Annotated in this window: 16 protein-coding genes; 5 read left to right on the forward strand and 11 right to left on the reverse strand. The window is 31.9% G+C overall.

Going from position 1 to position 19632, the window contains the following annotated elements; translation table 11 throughout:
* Positions 1-210: 210 nt before the first annotated feature.
* Positions 211-867: an endonuclease III gene (gene nth, locus QZZ53_RS09430; protein ID WP_296383938.1), complete on the reverse strand. Its 657-nt coding sequence runs from the start codon at positions 865-867 to the stop codon at positions 211-213.
* Positions 868-900: 33 nt separating this feature from the next.
* On the opposite strand from nth, the gene bcp reads away from it, so the two are divergent.
* Positions 901-1356, forward strand: coding sequence for a thioredoxin-dependent thiol peroxidase (bcp, locus tag QZZ53_RS09435; protein WP_296383941.1), 456 nt, complete (start codon positions 901-903; stop codon positions 1354-1356).
* Between the two features lie 87 nt (positions 1357-1443).
* Here bcp and QZZ53_RS09440 read toward each other — a convergent pair whose 3' ends face one another.
* A complete protein-coding gene (locus QZZ53_RS09440; RefSeq protein ID WP_296383942.1) occupies positions 1444-2898 on the reverse strand; it encodes a TonB-dependent receptor in 1455 nt (484 codons plus the stop codon).
* A gap of 90 nt (positions 2899-2988) precedes the next feature.
* On the opposite strand from QZZ53_RS09440, the gene QZZ53_RS09445 reads away from it, so the two are divergent.
* Together QZZ53_RS09445 and QZZ53_RS09450 are read left to right on the forward strand one after the other, a co-directional pair.
* Positions 2989-3750: an MBL fold metallo-hydrolase gene (locus QZZ53_RS09445; protein ID WP_296383944.1), complete on the forward strand. Its 762-nt coding sequence runs from the start codon at positions 2989-2991 to the stop codon at positions 3748-3750.
* A 65-nt stretch (positions 3751-3815) separates the two neighbouring features.
* Positions 3816-4262, forward strand: coding sequence for a hydrolase (locus QZZ53_RS09450; RefSeq protein WP_296383946.1), 447 nt, complete (start codon positions 3816-3818; stop codon positions 4260-4262).
* Between the two features lie 55 nt (positions 4263-4317).
* Here the strand turns inward: QZZ53_RS09450 and QZZ53_RS09455 are convergent, their stop codons facing one another.
* The 5 genes from QZZ53_RS09455 to QZZ53_RS09475 form a co-directional block, all read right to left on the reverse strand.
* A complete protein-coding gene (locus tag QZZ53_RS09455; RefSeq protein WP_296383947.1) occupies positions 4318-4965 on the reverse strand; it encodes an alpha/beta fold hydrolase in 648 nt (215 codons plus the stop codon).
* A gap of 2 nt (positions 4966-4967) precedes the next feature.
* Positions 4968-5300 carry a hypothetical protein gene (locus tag QZZ53_RS09460; protein WP_296383949.1) on the reverse strand — a complete coding sequence of 111 codons (333 nt, stop codon included), beginning with the start codon at positions 5298-5300 and terminating at the stop codon, positions 4968-4970.
* The gene (locus QZZ53_RS09465) at positions 5300-6553 is read right to left on the reverse strand and encodes a dihydroorotase (RefSeq protein ID WP_296383951.1); all 1254 of its coding nucleotides are present in this window, start codon (positions 6551-6553) and stop codon (positions 5300-5302) included. The genes QZZ53_RS09460 and QZZ53_RS09465 overlap by 1 nt, the downstream gene beginning before the upstream one ends.
* Positions 6550-8475, reverse strand: a complete 1926-nt coding sequence (locus QZZ53_RS09470; RefSeq protein WP_296383953.1) for a BatA domain-containing protein — start codon at positions 8473-8475, stop codon at positions 6550-6552. The genes QZZ53_RS09465 and QZZ53_RS09470 overlap by 4 nt, the downstream gene beginning before the upstream one ends.
* A 75-nt stretch (positions 8476-8550) precedes the next feature.
* Entirely contained in the window at positions 8551-9558 is a 1008-nt protein-coding gene (locus tag QZZ53_RS09475; protein ID WP_296383955.1) for a glycosyltransferase family 2 protein, read from the reverse strand.
* An 85-nt stretch (positions 9559-9643) separates the two neighbouring features.
* Between QZZ53_RS09475 and QZZ53_RS09480 the strand changes: the two genes are divergently transcribed.
* A complete protein-coding gene (locus tag QZZ53_RS09480) occupies positions 9644-11536 on the forward strand; it encodes a peptidase M61 (RefSeq protein ID WP_296383956.1) in 1893 nt (630 codons plus the stop codon).
* Between the two features lie 96 nt (positions 11537-11632).
* Here QZZ53_RS09480 and QZZ53_RS09485 read toward each other — a convergent pair whose 3' ends face one another.
* The gene (locus QZZ53_RS09485; protein ID WP_296383958.1) at positions 11633-13123 is read right to left on the reverse strand and encodes a carboxypeptidase; all 1491 of its coding nucleotides are present in this window, start codon (positions 13121-13123) and stop codon (positions 11633-11635) included.
* 143 nt (positions 13124-13266) lie between these two features.
* Positions 13267-14037: a TIGR02757 family protein gene (locus QZZ53_RS09490; RefSeq protein WP_296383960.1), complete on the reverse strand. Its 771-nt coding sequence runs from the start codon at positions 14035-14037 to the stop codon at positions 13267-13269.
* Positions 14038-14206: 169 nt separating this feature from the next.
* On the opposite strand from QZZ53_RS09490, the gene QZZ53_RS09495 reads away from it, so the two are divergent.
* Positions 14207-15937 (forward strand): AIPR family protein, encoded by a 1731-nt coding sequence (locus QZZ53_RS09495; protein WP_296383962.1) that lies wholly within the window; start codon positions 14207-14209, stop codon positions 15935-15937.
* 389 nt (positions 15938-16326) lie between these two features.
* On the opposite strand, the gene QZZ53_RS09500 is transcribed toward QZZ53_RS09495, so the two are convergent.
* Both QZZ53_RS09500 and QZZ53_RS09505 read right to left on the reverse strand, forming a co-directional pair.
* Positions 16327-16707, reverse strand: coding sequence for a RidA family protein (locus QZZ53_RS09500; RefSeq protein WP_296383965.1), 381 nt, complete (start codon positions 16705-16707; stop codon positions 16327-16329).
* Between the two features lie 119 nt (positions 16708-16826).
* Positions 16827-19595 (reverse strand): putative LPS assembly protein LptD, encoded by a 2769-nt coding sequence (locus tag QZZ53_RS09505; protein WP_296383967.1) that lies wholly within the window; start codon positions 19593-19595, stop codon positions 16827-16829.
* Between the last annotated feature and the right edge of the window lie 37 nt (positions 19596-19632).

A 19632-nucleotide genomic window follows, 5' to 3' on the forward strand; every position in this document is an offset into this window, starting at 1 on the left:
TTTTGGGTCTTTGAATATAAAAGAGGTTTCTCTTGGTAATTTTCTTTCAAACTTTTTAGCTTTCATCACCTTATAATCTTGATTTTTAAATTTTGGTGCAATTTTAATAGGAATACAAGATGTAATGATAATGCATAGAAGAACTAATAATAAATTTTTCATTGATTGATAGTTTTTCAACTAAAACATCAACAATTATACCAACTAAAACTATTTTTTCTTTTTATAATACTCATCTAAAACCGATTTTCTACCAATCGTTTTAGTAATAATATCTTTTTCTAAATCCCAACCACGAGCAGGCGAGTACTCTCTTCCATACCAAATAATTTGAAGGTGAAGGTCGTTCCAAAGCTCTTCAGGAAATATACGTTTAGCATCTTTTTCGGTTTGAACTACGTTTTTACCATTGGTTAAATTCCAACGATACATTAAACGATGAATATGAGTATCTACAGGAAACGCAGGAATACCAAAAGCTTGTGACATCACTACAGCTGCTGTTTTATGACCAACTGCTGGCAATTCTTCTAAGTATTCATAAGTTTTTGGGACTTTACCATTATGCTTATCAATTAAAATATGAGATAAGCCATGTATGCCTTTACTTTTCATAGGAGATAAACCAACAGGTTTTATGATTTCTCTGATTTCTTCTACGCTCAGTTTAATCATATCGTATGGATTATCAGCACGCTCAAATAATAATGGTGTAATTTTATTTACACGTACATCTGTACTTTGCGCAGACATTAAAACTGCAATTAGCAATGTATAAGGATCTTTATGGTCTAATGGAATAGGAATTTCTGGATAAAATTTGTTTAATGTATTTATAACAAAATTTATCTTTTCTTGCTTAGTCATATTGTATTTTTACAAAAACAAATTTACGCAATTATGACGCATTTAAAAGTAGGTGATAAGGCACCAGATTTTTCGGCAAAAGATGAACAAGGTAATACAGTATCTTTAGCTGATTATAAAGGAAAGAAATTAGTTGTTTTCTTTTACCCAAAAGCGAGCACTCCTGGTTGTACAGCAGAAGCTTGTAACTTAAATGATAATCTTGAGCGTTTTAAAGCTCAGAATTATGAAATTTTAGGAGTAAGTGCAGATAGTGCTAAACGACAATCTAATTTTAAAAACAAATATGGCTTTCAGTATCCATTACTAGCTGATGAAGACAAATCAGTTATAGAAGCTTTTGGAGTTTGGGGACCAAAGAAATTTATGGGTAGAGAATATGATGGTATTCATAGAATTACATTTGTAATTGACGAGAACGGTGTTTTATTAGATGTAATTACAAAGGTGAAAACTAAAGCTCATACAGATCAGATATTAACTGAATAAGAGCAATTTATATAACAAAAGAGCGACCTACTTCGATTATGTTTAGTAATCGAAGTAGGTCGCTTTTTTATTCTTCTATTTTAGAAATTAGTTCTTATGCATTACTTCCTCGGATTCACAGCCAAATAAACTTTTTTCTTTAATCAATTTAGCTACACCTTCTGGTAACATTTTTTCCCATTCATCATCACCATTTGAAATCATTTTAAGGACCGTTCTAGAGAATACAGATAGGTTAGAAACATCATAATCAGTAATATCTACCACTTTGCCATTGTATTTAAAGAACTTGTATAGCTCTTTCATTCTTGGGTGTACTTTTAGGTTTTCACTTGTAGTTAAAGTACCATCTTTGTTCTCCATTGGATAGAGGTACACACGCAAATCTTTATAGAAAAGTTTACCAAAAGCTTCAAGTATACCACCACTTAAATGACGGTAATATTTCTCGTCAAAAATATCTACAAGATTATTAACTCCCATAGCTAATCCCATTCTGGCTCTAGAGTATTGAGAGAAATATTCAACTAATCTATAATACTCTTGGAAATTTGAAATTAACACTGTTTGCCCTAATGAACATAGTAACTTCGCTCTATCCATAAAATCTTGCTCATCAATCTCTCCTTCTGCTCTTAAGTTAGATAAAGTAATTTCAAAAATCACTTGAGTTTTTTCTTTATCTACTTTGTTTTCTTTTATGAACATTTCGTAAGATTTCTCAAACATGTCCATATTTACTTTAGTAACAGGTCTAAAACTACCTCTCAATGTTAAGATATTCTTTTTGTAAAGTACTCGAGCAGGTAAAACGTTGTTTCCATCTGGCGCAAACATTACGGCATCGGTCATTCCGTTTTTAACCAATTGCAAACTCATTAAACGGTTATCTACATCTTTAAAAACAGGACCTGAAAAGTTAATAGTATCAATTTCTAATTGATCTTTATCTAAATGGTCGTATAAATAACGCAATAATTTACGAGGTTGATTGTATTTATAGAAAGCACCATAAATTAGGTTAGTACCTAACTTACCAAGTGTTTCTTGTTGTAAACGTGCATCATTTTCTTTAAAACGAATATGGAGTACAATGTCATTATATTCCTTATCTGGTCCAACCTGATATTTAATTCCAATCCAGCCATGACCTTTAAATTTTTTTGCAAAATCTATCGTAGCAACTGTATTGGCATATGAGAAAAATATTTTATTTGGGTGATTGTCTCTTGTTATACGCTGTTCCATTAAACCAACTTCATGGTTTAGCATTTTTCGAAGTCTTGCTTCAGTAACATAACGCTTATCATCTTCTATTCCATAAATGGCGTCACTAAAGTCTTTATCATAAGCAGACATGGCTTTGGCAATGGTGCCAGAAGCTCCACCAGCTCTAAAAAATTGGCGCACAGTTTCTTGCCCTGCACCAATTTCAGAAAAAGTTCCGTAAATATCTGCGTTAAGATTAATGCGTAAGGCTTTGTCTTTTAAAGACGGAATATTTTCAAAATCTGAATCGCCTGTGTACGTTATGTCCTTCATGGAGTCTGGGTTTACATCGTTATCGCAAAGGTATCAATTTACTATTGCAAACAAAAAAATAAGCTTATTTTTGTTTTAAACTTATTGCTATTGAAAATTACGTTTTTAGGTACTGGAACATCACAAGGAATTCCAATAATAGGAAGCACTCATCCTGTATGTTTAAGTGAAAACCCTAAAGATAAAAGACTACGTGTTTCTGTATTAGTAGAATGGGATAATTACTCTTTTGTCATTGATTGTGGTCCCGATTTTAGGCAGCAAATGCTTAGAGCAAAAGTATCCAAAATAGACGGTATTATTTTTACTCACGAGCATGCCGATCACACGATGGGCTTAGATGATATTAGACCTTTTTTCTTTAGGCAAGGTGATATTCCGCTTTATGCTCATCAAAGGGTTTTTAAAGCTTTAGAAAAGCGGTTTGATTATATTTTTACTACAGCAGAGAAGTATCCTGGCGTGCCAAGTGTAATAAAGCACAAAATTGAAAATGAATCGTTCACTGCAGGTAATCTTAATGTTATTCCTGTTGATGGACTACATTATAAGCTTCAAGTATTTGGCTATCGTTTTAAAGACTTTGCTTATCTCACTGACATGAAAACTGTTGCTGAAGATGAAGTTGAAAAGCTTAAAAATCTTGATGTATTGGTAGTAAACGCTCTACGAGAAAAACCTCATATGTCACATTTTAATTTAGAAGAAGCTCTAGATTTTATTAAAAAAGTAAAGCCAAAACGCGCTTATTTAACTCATATTAGTCACTATTTAGGATTTCATGATGAGGTGCAACAAAAATTGCCTTCCAACGTTTTTTTAGCATACGATAACTTACAAATTACAATTTAGATATGAAGAGTAGAATTTTTATGTACTTATTTATTTTTTCAGTTTTGCTGATAATTTTTCAATATGTGAATTCTAAAAATATTATTGATAAATATGAGGAAGACATTACCAAGTTTAAGTCTAAACTTATTGAAAGTGATTCAGCTATTGCAATTCTAGAAGAACAAAATTTTGATCTCAATTACTTTAATATAGATCGTAATGACAATGCCTTAGATTATTTTGTTGCTCAAGGTTATGATACAGATGAGTTAATTACGGCAATCACAGAAGGGCTTTACAATATGAATAATTATGAAGGTGATGATCATCCTATTGTTCCTTTTGTATCTATGACAGGTTCTAAATTGTTGATTAACAAAATTAGAATTATGAATCATAAGTGGATTGCAGCTAATTTTACAGATGGAGAATATTGGGGTGAAATATTCGTCACTTATTCAATAGATGAAAATAATGACCTAAAATACAAACTGGTAGAGTACTTTATGTATCCGAAGATTACTATTTAAACTAAATGTCTGGTTGAGCGCAGTCGAAACCTTTTTAAGTTTATGAATCTTAACGTTAAATATATTTAACCAGCCAATCTTTTAAATCATAAAAATTTTGAGGAGCAACACCATGGCCAACTGGGTATTCTGAATATACATGGTTAATACTTAAAGCTTTCAAAAACTCAGGCGATTTTCTAGCCCAATCTACAGGAATAACCTGATCTACCGAACCATGAGAGCAAAAGAAATTGAGATGGGAAACGTCTTTTTTATCAATTGTATCTGGTAGAATGTCTTCATTAACATAGCCACTTAAAGCTACAATGTTTTTAATTTTTTTAGGATAGTTGAGTGCTACAGCATAACTAAGAATCGTGCCTTGACTAAAACCTAAAAGCGTCACATTATCAGAGTCTACATCGTAAGTTTCACAAGCATAGGTAATAAATTTAGAAATTAAATCTACTGATTGCTTGGCTTGTTCGTTATCACTCCATTTGCCTTTGTCAGCATCAAAATTAATAGCATACCATGCATTTCCATAAGGTTGCATTGGGTATGGAGCTCTTAGTGAGATAATCATTAATTCTTCAGGTAATTCTGAAGCAAATGAAAATAAATCATTTTCGTCGCTACCATAGCCATGGCACATAATTAAAAGCGGCGCGTTTTCTTTTAAAGACGAAGGTCTAGTAATGTACTGTAAGTTTGAAGACATACTTATTCACCTAAAGATTTAAATAACTTTTGAAAGAGATCTCCGAGAATTGGAATCTTATTTGTTTTACCCGAAACAGCTCCAAGCATACCATAGATAAATAAAACAGAGAAAAATATCCACCATGAATAAGTAACCATTAAGCTATTAAAACTGCCGATAACATAACCTAAAGCCATAAATAATAGCCATAGACCAAGCGCTTGTCTTACATGAAAAGAAGTAAAAGCATTACGTTTATCCTGATTCGTGAAAAAAGCAATCAAAGTGCCAATTAATGTTATATAAGCTATGATACCCATTTGCTTACCTTCCTCAACTGTATTTTGGTCCATTATTTTAAAACAATTTTATTATTGGCAATAATACCATAAGTTTCACCTTTAAGTGTTTTTCCTAAAAAAGCACTATTCTTAGATCTTGATGTTATATGAGATTTACTAAACTCGTAACTCGTATCTGGATTGAACAAACTAAGATCAGCGATTTCTCCTTCGTTAATTGTAGATTGTAATATGCGAAGTCTAGATTTCCCTTGTGTTAATAAACTAACCACTTTCTTAGTTGTAAAGATGGTTTGAAGCGCTCCAAAAGCAGATTCTAAACCAATAGTTCCGAACTTAGCGTAATCAAATTCAATTTTCTTGTCCTCAATATCAATAGGGTTGTGGTCTGTAGTGACCATATCAATGGTGCCATCTTTTAAACCTTCAATTAATGCATCACAATCTTTTTGAGTTCGTAATGGAGGTAAAACCTTATAATTGGTATCAAAACTAGTAAGAACGTCATCTGTAAATAGTAAATTGTGAATAGCAACACTACAAGTTACATTTAGTTTCTTGGTTTTGGCTGCTCTAATCAATTCAACAGATTTTGCAGTAGATATCGTTGGAATATGAAGTTTTCCTTCAGTGTATTCTAATAAAAATAAATCTCTTGCGACTTGCAGTTCTTCTGCTAATGCCGGATTTCCTTTAAGTCCTAATTTTGTGCTATTAATATGTTCGTTGGCTACACCATTTCCTGAGATTCTAGATTCTTGTGGAAAAGAACAAACTAAACCATCAAAGTTACTTGCATACTGTAATGCAATTTTCATGAGGTTAGGATTAGAAATAGGTTTTTGATAATCATAAAAAGCAATAGCTCCTGCATTAGTCATATCAAATAATTCAGCTAAATCTGTTCCGTCACTAGATTTTGTTAATGCTCCGAGAGGATAGAGACTCACTGCATTATCATTCGCCTTGGACTTTACAAAAGTGATGTCTGCATAACTATCAATAACCGGATTAGAGTTGGCATTTAGAGCAACAGATGTAAAACCAGAACGTGCAGCAGTCTTTAATCCATTACTGATTATTTCTCGTTCTTCATAACCAGGCTCACCAAAAGACACACTACTATCAAACCAACCTTGAGATACATGGAGGTTGTCGAGTTTTATTTCTCTGTAATTTTTAGGATTTGAAATTCGTTTAGAAATCTTGGTAATGCGACCTTTTTCAATTAAAATATCAACCGTTTCATTGTGAAAATCACTTTTAGAATCAACGATGGTTGCAGATTTTATGAGTGCGTTCATTTAAGATATTTTAGTAGTAGCATTTCAATAATTAAGAATACTAACGCAAAAATAACAAACCATTTCCATAACGCATTAATAGTTGTACTACTTTTTATGGTATTGATGGTAGTTGCCAAGCTAGAATCTACAGAGGTGTTCTTTAATGCATCTAAATCATAGTAGCTTAGACTACTTTCTTTTCTATTAAAATTGAAACTTAAATTCTGTAGAGAAGTATCCTTATTCATTACATTTAGAATGCCAGCAGTATTTGGAAAATCCTCAGTTTCTAGCACAACCGTTTTGCTATACGTTTTTTGTAAAGGAATTACTGATGTCTCTTCAGAATTTAAAGTTAAGATATCATCTTGTCCAATTGAAGTTTGAATAGCAATGGAATTAGGCTCGCTAATTGTGTAATATAATTTTGAAAGTTTCAAGCTTTGTAGCCCCATATTATACAACACAGGAATTATTAATTGCGAATTTTTAAAATTTGAATTGTTATTATTTAATGCTGAAGAAAACGCAAATACTTTAGAATTGCCTACTAAAAAAGGACTGCCATTTTCATAAGATAATATATTGTTTGAGTTGGATGAAAAGCGATAAGACATATCAACTTTTGGATATTGAAAGTTTGTTACTTTAGAATAAAATGCATTTGTCAAAAGTGGATGATCATAGTTGATGCTAGTAATACGCTTTTCGGTGTTATTTTGATTAGAGTATTGTGTGATTGATAAATCTATAAATAATTGATTATAAGAGTTTAAATTGATTTTACTTGATGGAATTATTAAAACACTTCCTCCATCGTTTTTAAATGCATTTAATGCCGTTTTCAATGCAGTGGAAATCATTTCAATTTCATTGATGACAATTAAATTTTGATCTGGAATTAAATTGAAATTTAAGGCCTTTAACCTGAAGCTTTTATAATCAAATTCATCCTCAGTATATATACGTTTTAAAAATGAATCATCTGCACTGTCATTAATTGTTAAGACCTTAATTTTTGGTTTCGAGTTGATATTAAAATAGAACGCATTATCATATTGTAAACCTGAATCATCTATAATTAATTTTCCGTTGATAACTGTATTATTAGGTACAGTAAATATGGTTTCTGCTTCTTTGTCAATGTCTATAGCACTTTTTGCAAGAAGATTATCATCATTAAATAATGAGATTGATACATTGTCAATAGGTTCAGATTGATTAGATAATAGAACATTAATATCTAAAGTTTCAGCTGTTGTTTTAGAAATATAAAGGCTATCTATACTGATATTAGACACCAAATTAGATTTTGGTTGCACTAATTTTAATTGAACTGTACTATCAGCTTCAAAAGTTAATGGGTTTCCATTTTGTTGAAAATCGGAAACTAACACTAGATTTTTTGTTGATGCTCCATTGTTAGAAAATAACTGCTTTCCTTTTAAATATGCAGCTTCGTAATTCAATTGAGAAGGAGAATGTGATAATTGAATTAAATCATTCTTTAAAGCCTTTACAGTCGTATTTCTAAATGTATTAGTGTTTGTAAACAAACTAATAGTTTCATCTTCTGGTAATGTGTTTATAATATCTTGTATAGCTTCATTTAACAATGTGCCATTACTTCCTCTCGCTTGCATACTAAAGGAATTATCTAAATAAATAACCGTTTCTTGGGCTTCGTTAAAATCTTCTGTATTTGGCATAAAAGGTTGTGCAAATGCAATGATAACACAAGCAAGGAGCAACATTCTAGTCAATAAAGTAAACCACTTTTTAAGCTGTGAACTTTTTCTGGTTTGAAGTTTTACGGATTTTAAAAATTTTACATTGGTGAATTCAACTTTTTGAAAACGACGCAGTTGAAACAAATGAATAAGGATAGGAATAACCAGCAAAAATAACGCGTAAAGTAATTCTGGGTGTTTAAATTGCATTCCTCTTTTATGGGCTTATAATTAAGTCAAATATAGAAAATGCAAAGTGATAACTGTCTTTTGGTTTTGAGAATTTTAACAGAAAAAGAAATAATCGATCATAGATTCCATTTTTTGTTTTTCAAAATAGAATTTAATTTCGCTTTGTGCTTGTTCATTTGCTACAGTCACAATACTTTGTGGATTATCGAGTTGTGCTAAATAATCGAAATTTAAAAGTTTTTGCTCATAGATGTGTTTTCCAATTTTTTTAGGATTATCACAAATCCAGTAAAAAGGAATCTCAAAACTCAACAATATTTTAGCAAGTGTTTTCCCTTTTGTGCCTGCTCCCCAAATTGCTAAAGGCCTAGATGCATCATAATTTAAATCTAAGAAATAATGAACTTTAAGATCTAAAAATGAATTGTGTGCATAGTTCTCATGAGTTCTTGAGGTGCGTGTACTATAATCTCTCCAATGGAGTAGGACTTTATCACAGGGAATACAAGTGTAACCAGCTTTATAAAATCGAAATGCCAAATCGTAATCTTCAGGATAAATATTTGAATTAAAACCATCGCAAACTTCAAAATCATCTCTATGCAACATCCAACAAGGAGACGGAATTACACATTCTTTATAGATTTCAGAAAAATTATTTCCTGCTATAGTCAATCGGTTTAACCATTTTTCATAACGTGCAAAACCATCACTAAGACCATCTTCTCTAAAATAATGGACTTGCCCTATAGCTAAATGTTTTCTACCATGTTTTTGAAGATTACTCACCATGATTTCTAGACGATTTGGAGTCATAATATCATCACTATCCATTCTAGATATATATTCGCCATTACAATGACTATAAGCAGTTTGTAGTGCTGCTATAATTCCTGAGTCATTATTCCCATATAGCTTTATACGAGTATCTTGTTTGGTAATTGCATCAACAATACTAAAAGAAGAATCATTAGAACCATCATCTATAAAAATTGCTTCCCAATTGGTATAGGTTTGTTTTAAAATGGAATCAAGACATTCGCCAATAAAGGATTCGGTATTCCTAAATGGAACTAAAATGCTAACTAGAGGTTGCGACATGCTGCGAATTTAACAAAACCTTTAGATTTAAAGTGGTAACAGATTGTAGATTTGCAAGACTAGTAAAAAAACTAAAATTTTTAACATGAAGAATTATTTGGCCATACTTGGCTTGAGCGTAATTTTGGTAGGCTGCGGATCCGCAAAACCAAAAGTAGATGATTTAGCGGTAAATAATCCAATAGAAACGGCTTTAGATTTAACAGCAGTTGTAGATGATAAAGTACCTGTAATTATTAATCCAGGTCGTTTTACAACAGAAACAGTAACCTATAGATTACCAAGAGTAGTACAAGGAACATATTCCGTTAGTGATTTCGGAAAGTATGTTGATGACTTTAAAGCATTAGATTATGACGGTAATGAATTAGCAGCCGTTAAGATTGATACTAATACATGGACAATAGCTAGTGCAACTAAGCTAGATAAACTTCAGTATTATGTAAATGATACTTTTGATATAGAATCTACAGGTGGAATAGGTGGTGAGAATCCATTTTCTCCTTCAGGAACGAATATTGAATCTGATAACTATGTATTAAACCTTCATGGATTTATCGGTTATTTTGATTCTTTAAAGAACAATCAATATGCTTTAGATGTTACTGCACCTGCAACATTTGTGAGAACTTCTGCTTTAGAAGATAAAGGTATGAAGTCTAGTTCAGATGGTACATCTATTACAAGTAGCTATTTTGCGCAACGCTATTTCGATATTACTGATAACCCAATGATGTATGGTAAATTGGATGTTGAAGAATTTATGGTTGGAAACATCAAAATTGTTTTGAGTGTATATTCTCCTAATAAAGTACATACTGCAGCAAGTCAAAAAGAGACTGTTTTTAAAATGATGCAAGCTCAAAAAGAATATTTAGGTGATGTAAATACAACACCAAGATATGATATCTATTTATACTTATCTGATGGTTCAGAAACGGCACCAAAAGGAATGGGAGCTTTAGAACATCATACGTCTACAGTAGTAGTTTTGCCTGAATCTTCAAGTAAAGAAGGCTTAGCAGCATCAATCGTAGATGTTGTAGCACATGAGTTTTTTCATATTGTAACTCCTTTATCTGTACATTCTGAAGATGTGCATTATTTTGATTATAACAAACCTACATTCTCAAAACATTTATGGATGTACGAAGGTGTGACTGAGTATTTTGCTCAGCATTTTCAAGTTTATGAAGGTTTAGTAGAAAATGACGCTTATTATAATACAGTAATGTCAAAAATAGCAACATCTAAAAATTTAGATGATGCCATGAGTTTCACTATAATGAGTGAGAATATTTTAGAAGAACCATATGCTTCTAATTATTATAATGTATACATGAAAGGTGCTTTAATAGGCATGTGCATCGATATTTTAATGCGCAAAGAAAGTGATGGTAATAGAAGTATGTTGTCTTTAATGAAGGAGCTTTCTGGTAAATACGGAAAAGACAAACCATTTGTCGATGAAGATTTAATTTCAGAAATAACGGCAATGACTTATCCAAGTGTTGGTGCTTTTTTAAAGACACACGTAGAAGGAGATGTACCAATTAATTATAACAACTTCTTTACTATGGCTGGTTTAACTTTAGGAGAAACAGAAGTGCCAACTAACTATATTTTTGCTGGTGGACAAAATATTATTTTTGATGCTGACCAAGAGAAAGGAAATATATTTTTCTCACCTATGGCATTAAAGAATTCATTTTGGGCATCTCAAGGCGTTCAAGCTGGTGATGTAATTAAGAAAGTAAATGGAGCAGATTTAACACTTCAAAATGCACAGCAAGTTGTTGGCGGAATGTTTGGATGGCAAGAAGGACAAGACATTACTATGGATTTAGAACGTAATGGTGAGCCAGTAAAGATTGAAGCTAAATTAACTAAAGCTACGGCAAAAAGTGAATCGTTAATTGAAGACGAAAATGCAACTGAGGCTCAGAAAGCGTTAAGAGCATCTTGGTTAAAAGGATAAATTAAAATTTGATATAAATATTTAAGGCTTCCATTTGGAAGCCTTTTTTATATTCTAATTTTGCCATCCTGAATTTATTTCAGAATCTAGAAAGCACTAATACTTAGCCGGTTTCCCGTTAGGAAGCGAACTTTCAATAAAGTCTCTTAAATCATCATTAGCTTTTATAAGATCTTCATTCCGTAAGTACATCATGTGACCACTTCTGTAACCTCTAAACGAAAAGCGGCCTTTCATTTTCCCACTAGGATCTATTTGCCATTGCGAGTATTTAGCAGAAAAGTAAGTCGTAGCACCATCATAATAGCCAGATTGTGTCATTACTTTTAAATATGGATTCTGTGCCATAGCCTGCCTCAAGTTTTCTCTAGTGTTGTCATTGGTTCTATCCCAATCGCCAACGTTACCAAATACATTGTATTTTACATCGGTTTTAAAGCCTAATTCATTTCTAACATAATAATTGATAGCTGGTGTAAAAGAGTGTAACCATGCAGTTAATTCTGCGCTATAATCTGGACTTGTGCCTGTTTCTACTTTGTCAATACCAATATACCTTGAGTCTAATCGACCAATAGTCTCTCCTGTTTTGTCTCGCAAGAGCTCTTTCCAGAAGAAACGATTTGGTACATCTAAATTTTGTTGTAAAATTACCTTTTCAGATAAACCTGAATAATAACTCATTTGCTTAGCAATAACATTCTTTTCAGCTTCCATAATAAAACCTCCTTTAGCAATTGCAGGCATTAAATCATTAATTGCAAAATGTTCTGCTTGTGGTAAAATATCTAATAGGTCTTTGTTTTGAAGTTCGGGCGATAACATCTTATGATACCAAGCAGCAGCTGTATAGTATGGCAAATTTAAACTTGAGGATAATGGACCACCAACACGCAATACTTTATAATCTGCAGGTGATACCATAATCACACCATTAAGATACATCCACTGTCTGTTTTGAAGTTCTAGAGACAAACCCATTACTCGTGTACCACCATAGCTTTCTCCAATAATATATTTTGGTGATTCCCAACGATTATGACGCGTCGTAAACGTATTCATCCAACCTGCTAAATATTTAATATCTGCATTAACACCAAAAAAGAGTTTATCATCTGGCATTTTACCTTCTGCATCTGCAACTTTGCGTGAGTAGCCTGTGTTCACAGGATTTATAAACACAATATCTGCAACATCTAAAATAGAATTAGGATTATCCTTTACACCATAAGGTTGCATAGGGTAACCTTCATCATCAATCTTTAAAATCTTCGGACCTGTGTAAGCAATATGCATCCATACAGAAGCTGAACCTGGTCCTCCATTAAAAGAGTAAATAATTGGTCTGTTATTGTCTTTAGTATCGTTTGTGCGTTTATAATAGGTGTAATATAAAGAGGCAATGGTTTTGCCCTCTGTATTCCAAACAGGTTGAAAGCCTGTTTCAGCTTTATAGTTAATTTGTTTTCCTTTAATAGTAACAGAGCCATTAGTTACAATTGTTGTGTCTACAGGAATTTTTAAATCTTGTGAAAACGAAAAAGCAATGCAAAGTAATAGTAGGAGTAGTGTTAGTTTAAGTTTCATGTGTATAATATGTTTCTTTGAGATGCTGAAATAAATTCAGTATGACAGAATGGTTATTTGTTTATCTATTAAATTTTTGTTATTCTGAACTTGCTTCAGAATCTATATTTTAAAAATTTAAAGATAACAAGAAAACCAAGTAATCAGAAACCCTCAAAAACACCCAAACCAAACAAAGCAAAATCGTATTTTACAGGATCTTGTGAATCTAATATCCGTAAAGCATTATCTAATTCAGCTAAAGCTTTACCATCATTCTGTGTACGTTTTAACAAGCCTAGTTTGCGAGCAACATTACCAGAATGTACATCTAAAGGACAACTGAGTTGAGCAGGAGAGAGGCTTTGCCAAATACCAAAGTCTACACCATTATTATCATTTCTAACCATCCAACGTAGAAACATGTTAATACGTTTGGCTGCTGAGTTTTTTAGCGGATCGCTAACGTGTTTTTTTGTGCGTTCTAAATGTTCTATTTCAAAGAATAGGGTTTTAAATTTATGTATACTTTTTTGTAATGAAGCCTGTTCTGCATGTTTTGCAAACACAGCTTCTAAGCCTTGATAATTTTTGTAAATATGTTGCAGACTTATAACAAACTGCCTAAAATCTAAACTATTAAAAGTTCGGTGTACAAAGCCCTCAAAACGGTCTAAGTCACTTTCTTGATGCTGCATTACAAACTCAAAAGGGGAATGGTCTAGTAAGTCCATCATTTTATTGGCATTTTTAATAATGCTTTTACGATTTCCCCAAGCAATAGTTGCCGTTAAAAAGCCAGCAATCTCAATATCTTCTTTTTTAGTAAACTTATGAGGTATTTGTACAGGATCACTTTCTATAAATTTTGGATGATTATAGAGTGCAACCTTTTCGTCTAAGAAATCTTTGAGTTCTGCTTTTTTGAGTTTCAATACTGAAAATGATTTAGAAAGTAAAAATAAGAGAACTTTTCTATAAAAATACGTAGCTATACGTATTGACTTTATACTTTAGAAAAACTAACTTCGCTTAACATGTGATAACAAACATTAAAACGTTTTTTATCTAAGCATTACATGCAATTAAAACCAAAATAAATCAATGGATTCAATAACCAAGAGTTTTTTAAAAGAATTTGTAGAAAGTAAAAATTATAGTTCATTAAATTTGAGTGATCAATTTGAGATGTTCGCTAACTTTTGCATAATAAATAAAGAGTATGACTCAGTAAGTTTTGATGAAAAAGAAATATCAACTGGAAAAAATACTCAAGGAATTGATGGAATTGGAATAATCGTCAACAACAAACTTTGTAATTCAATTCAAGAAATTGAGGAACTGATTGAACTAAACAGAATATTAACAGTTTCTTTTGTTATTATTCAATCTAAAACATCTGCCAAATTTGAAGGAGCACAAATAGAAAATATGTTTCGATGGACCAAAACATTTTTTAGCGAACAATCTAATTTATTTGTAACAAATGAAATGCAGAATTTCATAGAAATGAAAGAGTTTATTTACACTAATTCAAAATATATGAAGGATAGAAATCCAATATGTAGCATCTATTTTTGCTCTACTGGAAAATGGACAGACGATCCGAATTTGGTCCAAGTAACTCAAGAAAATATTAAAGAATTAGAAGAACTTAATTTATTTGAAAAAATAAATTTTTATCCAACAGATTCAAAAAGTATTCAAAAACTTTACAGAAAAACTAAAGATCCTGTTGAAGCCTCGATTAAATTCGAGAAAAAAGTTACAATTCCATCAATAAACGAGATTAAGGTTGCCTACTCTGGGATGATTCCTTTTTCAGAATTCAAAAAAATAATTATAGACGATTCCGGAAAAATGAAGTCAGTTTTTAATGATAACATTCGTGATTATTTAGAACAAGAAAACAATCCAGTAAATACAGATATTGCTGACACTCTAAAGCAAGGCTATTTAGAAGCATTTTGTATCCTAAATAATGGAGTCACTGTAGTTGCAGATGAAATTTCAGGTCCAGGTGATAACATCACAATTACAAATTATCAAATTGTTAATGGATGTCAGACTAGTAATGTTTTATTTGAGAATAGAAATGTTCCTGATATTGATAATATGCATATTCCATTAAAAATTATAGTCACAGAAAACTCTGATATAAAAAGTAGAATAACAAGAGCAACAAATAATCAGACAGCTGTTGATGCAGTAGAATTAGAAGCATTAACTGAATTTCAAAGGAATCTTGAATATTATTATCAAGCACTACCAAAAGATGATTTAAAATTATATTATGAAAGGAGAACGAACCAATTTAAAAGTTCTGAAATTCCTATGAATCGAATCATTAATAGAGAAACACAAATTAAGGTTTACTCAGCAATGTTCTTGGATAAACCACACTTAGTAGCTGGTTACTATGGTAAATTAATTAAAGATATGGGTGATGATATTTTTAATAATGACCATGACTATTTACCATACTATACAAGCGCATTAACTTATTACATTCTTGAAAACTTTTATAATACTGGAAAATTAGATAAAAATTCAAGAAGATTTAGGCATCAAATTATACTCATATTTAGATTTTTAATTGTGCCTTTTAATCCACCTAATTCAAAAGACAAGAAAAAAATTGAAATTTATTGTAATAAAATAATTGATGTTTTAAAAAATGAAACACTTGCAATTGAAAAATTCAAAGAAGCAATAACCTTTCTAAGAAGCGATTATTTAAATCTTGATTTTAAAGACCGAAAAACTGTTGAGAGAAAAGGAACTACAGATATAATTTTGACTGGATTAAAAGAAAAACATCTTGCTAACAACTAACTGCATGTAACAACGTGTATAACCAATTGCTAGTTATAGCCTACTCGGAAAATCCTACGGATTTTCCTCTGGTTCGGTTTCTTTTATTAACTTAGTGCTAGCCAACGCAACTAGCCATCACACGTACACGTTAAGCGTAACTCTCATTTTCGAGCTAATCATCACAATTTTTTAAATAATTTCTTTTTTATTAAGGAGAATTAAGCTCTGAGTTGTTTTATTAATACAACATGCAAAACTTAATACAATTCTACTTAGGCTTAATCCTCTTGGTTTTGTCTAAGACATAAGAATTGCTATGAAAAAGAATTAATAAGTTTTAGGGTTGATTTAATGTTAGTAAGTGATAGTGGTTTGTGAAAACAAGCCACTATTTTTATGCTTATAAATTATTTCATAGCAATCATACTTATCTCAACATTTACAAACTTAGGTAAGTTGGCGACTTCAACCGTTTCTCTTGCAGGAGCAGTAGCTTCATCAAAGTAGTGACCGTAGACTTCATTGATTTGAGAGAAGTTATTCATGTCGCTAATAAATATTGAGGTTTTAAAAACATTTTCAAAGGTCATATCTGCAGCAGTTAAAACCGCTTTCATGTTTTCCATTACTTGTTTAGTTTCAGTTTTAATATCGTCTAAAACTAGTTCCATAGTTTCGGGATTCAAAGCAATTTGTCCAGATGTGTATAATGTATTTCCTACTAATACAGCTTGGTTATATGGACCAATTGGTGCAGGTGCTTTTGTGGTGTTTATTATTTTTTTCACGTGTGCTGAATTTATTTTAGTATCTCATCCTGCGAAAGCAGGAATCTCATTTAGGTTAAACAATAGTCCAAATTTAAGATAATTATTCTTTCGTTATTGCAATGACGTAAAATTAGGAATTAATTCCCAACATTTTGATCTGGTTGACGGCGTTTATCGTATTTTAAATCTTTTAGCATACTAGATTTTATGCCAATAAAGAAATTCCAAGAAGCACGGTTACTAAATGGTACCCAAGTAAAATTCATACGCCAACTTAATAAGTCACGTTCAAAACGCAATTGCGTATAAGTAAAGCCTTGGTTTAAAAAATCGTAACCAGAAGAAGCACCAACACTCCAACGAGGAGATAATTCTATATCACCAGAAAACATTAAGGAGTGCGAAGAAATTTGACTTTCTCGCCTTGTGTTAGTATAGTTTGCGGCATAAGCCAACCTAAGATTCCAAGGAATTTTATAATTATAGAATTCGTTATTATCTTCTTTGCCATCTTCTTTATCCTTATCCGATAATCTTCTGTCAGCAAAGTCTTCTGTTGTCCCAAAGAGTCCATCTGTTCTACCACCAGAACGTGCAGATTCTTGTGCAGAAGATTTATCATCTTCAGATTCGCTACCAGAAAAACTATCGTTAGATAAGGTATAACTCATATTAATATTAGCTGAGGTTAAACGAAATAAACTTCCTCCATTATTAATATTAAAAGTATTAATTAAACTGTTGTTACTGTCTAAAGCATAAGGATTTAAGGTCATCCCAAAGTTAATACTCATTTTCTTATCTAAAATTTGAGTACCACCAGAGACACGCACTGGACTCCAGTTTAGTGAATCTGCTGCAATATTATAAGATGTCGAAAAGTTTAAATTGTTAAGTATAAAAATCTTTTCGGATTCTGTGCTTGTAGAATCTTTAGGACGAATTTTAGCTTCGATATTATTACCAATCGATATACCTACACTACTAGAGTAACGATTACCTGGACTTCCGAATAAAGAATTTTGAAACCGAGTGTATTCTACCTGATCCGTTGTTGTGCCATCAGCATCAATAACATCATAGGTCTCGTAATACTGATCAAAAGCAGGATTAATAGAGTAACTCAAAGAAGGTCTTATAACATGTCTTATGGCTTCTATCTTTGGGCTTTTTCCTTCTTTCTTAAAGTTATACATACCATATAAGGTTGTACCAACACTAGCACTTGCGTTATAAGTTAAAAAACGATCAAATCCGCTTTGATCTATACTAACTTCTTGCTGCAGAGATTGGTCATAGAAACGACGTATGGTTTTAAGTGTCCAAGTTTCTTCAAAATTTGCACTTGTACTGACGCTAAAATGGTCAAAGACTTTAAAGTTTGTTGTCACTGGTATACTATGTCGCATTCCAGCTAAGGCATCATCAAACATTTCACTTTTACCAAATAAAGAATCTGTGGTATTGATGCGATATTCACCTCTTGTATTCAATTGAAAATTTATATTCTGAATAGCGCCTTTTTTGGTTCCTGTTTTAGGTGCAAAAGGGTAGACTCTACCCATTGAAGCTTGCATTGTAGGTAAAGTTAAATTAATAGCTTCAGTATTTGTATTTTGATTATGTGTTGCTGTTAAACTTAAATTAACCTGTGGCTCTCCTTGAAAAGTCTTAGAGTATGATACAGAAGAGGCTAAGGTGTTATTTAAGAAATTGGCTTGGTTTAGCTGATTTACAGATTGTTGATAATAAGTACTGCTTCCTAAGTTAACAGAAGCCGAAAATCTAGAATTAGGATTCGCTTTTGCATCCTGACTATGTGACCATCTAATATTATAAATGGTACTTTGGCTAAAATCTGGGAATCCACGCTCACTATTCAATAAGTTTTCATATCTAAAGCTTAAATTACCTCTAAACTTATAGCGTACAGCATAGTTGTTTTCTATTCGTAAGCCATAACTTCCGTTAGTGTAATAATCACCTAATACAGCTAAATCTAGATAATCATTAATTGCAAAGTAGTAACCACCATTTTGAAGAAAATATCCTCTGTCGTTGCCAGTATCTTCACCAAATGATGGAAAAATGATACCAGAAGTTTGCTTATCTGTCATTGGAAAAAAAGCAAAAGGTAATGCAATAGGAGTAGGTACACCATAGATTTCCATATAGGTTGGTCCTACAATTACTTTTTTGCCTGGTACTAATTTCATCTTAGAGGAGATGAATTGATATTCTGGATCCTCTTCTGATTCGGCTGTTGTAAAACGCCCATTTTTCATGTAATAAACCGAATCGTTTTCCTTTTTTGTTATTGGAGAATAGACTTTAAAACCGGCTTGTTCTGTTCTCGAATTAAAAACCAAAGCCTTTTTGTTTTCTGTATTAAATATAATAGAATCTGGCTCTATAACATTACTGCCTTGCTTAAAAACTGGTCGTTGAGAATAACCTGTAGAATCTTTTAGTCGTCCAGCATAGACTAAATTTTTGTTGTAATCGATAACAATAACACCAGCTGTAATCTCCATATCTTGGTAGATAACTTGGGCTTCGTTATATAAGTAGATTTTTTGATCCTTTTGGTTAATAGAAACATAATCTGCCGCTTTATATTTTACAACATCTTGTAAGAATTCAGTCTTCTTAAGTGAATCTTGTTTTGTAGAATCAACTTCCTTTGTATTAATAGGTTTGTTTAGAAGTGAATCAATAGATATAGTTGTAGAGTCTTTTTTCTGCGTTGCAGGAATAGAAGTGTTCTTTTTTGGTAATTCTTGTGCGAAGCTAAAAGTGTTGATAAGCACTGTAAAACTCAAGGCAAAAAGTATGTGTAGGCAGTTTGTACGCAATCCTTTTAAATGTATTTTTGTAAAAGTATGGCTCGGTTTTTGAAACGCCAAAAGTACAGTTATTTTTTTGTGATTAATTTATTAATAC

Source organism: Winogradskyella sp. (assembly GCF_016744625.1).
In the GTDB taxonomy this organism is placed as follows: domain Bacteria; phylum Bacteroidota; class Bacteroidia; order Flavobacteriales; family Flavobacteriaceae; genus Winogradskyella.

Bases quoted from the DNA above. Each gene is read 5' to 3' on its own strand.
- QZZ53_RS09440 (WP_296383942.1), bottom strand. From the start codon at position 2,898: ATGAAGGACATAACGTACACAGGCGATTCAGATTTTGAAAATATTCCG.
- QZZ53_RS09465 (WP_296383951.1), bottom strand. From the start codon at position 6,553: ATGAACGCACTCATAAAATCTGCAACCATCGTTGATTCTAAAAGTGAT.
- QZZ53_RS09485 (WP_296383958.1), bottom strand. From the start codon at position 13,123: ATGAAACTTAAACTAACACTACTCCTACTATTACTTTGCATTGCTTTT.
- QZZ53_RS09495 (WP_296383962.1), top strand. From the start codon at position 14,207: ATGGATTCAATAACCAAGAGTTTTTTAAAAGAATTTGTAGAAAGTAAA.
- QZZ53_RS09475 (WP_296383955.1), bottom strand. From the start codon at position 9,558: ATGTCGCAACCTCTAGTTAGCATTTTAGTTCCATTTAGGAATACCGAA.
- QZZ53_RS09480 (WP_296383956.1), top strand. From the start codon at position 9,644: ATGAAGAATTATTTGGCCATACTTGGCTTGAGCGTAATTTTGGTAGGC.
- QZZ53_RS09470 (WP_296383953.1), bottom strand. From the start codon at position 8,475: ATGCAATTTAAACACCCAGAATTACTTTACGCGTTATTTTTGCTGGTT.
- QZZ53_RS09460 (WP_296383949.1), bottom strand. From the start codon at position 5,300: ATGGACCAAAATACAGTTGAGGAAGGTAAGCAAATGGGTATCATAGCT.
- bcp (WP_296383941.1), top strand. From the start codon at position 901: ATGACGCATTTAAAAGTAGGTGATAAGGCACCAGATTTTTCGGCAAAA.
- QZZ53_RS09455 (WP_296383947.1), bottom strand. From the start codon at position 4,965: ATGTCTTCAAACTTACAGTACATTACTAGACCTTCGTCTTTAAAAGAA.
- nth (WP_296383938.1), bottom strand. From the start codon at position 867: ATGACTAAGCAAGAAAAGATAAATTTTGTTATAAATACATTAAACAAA.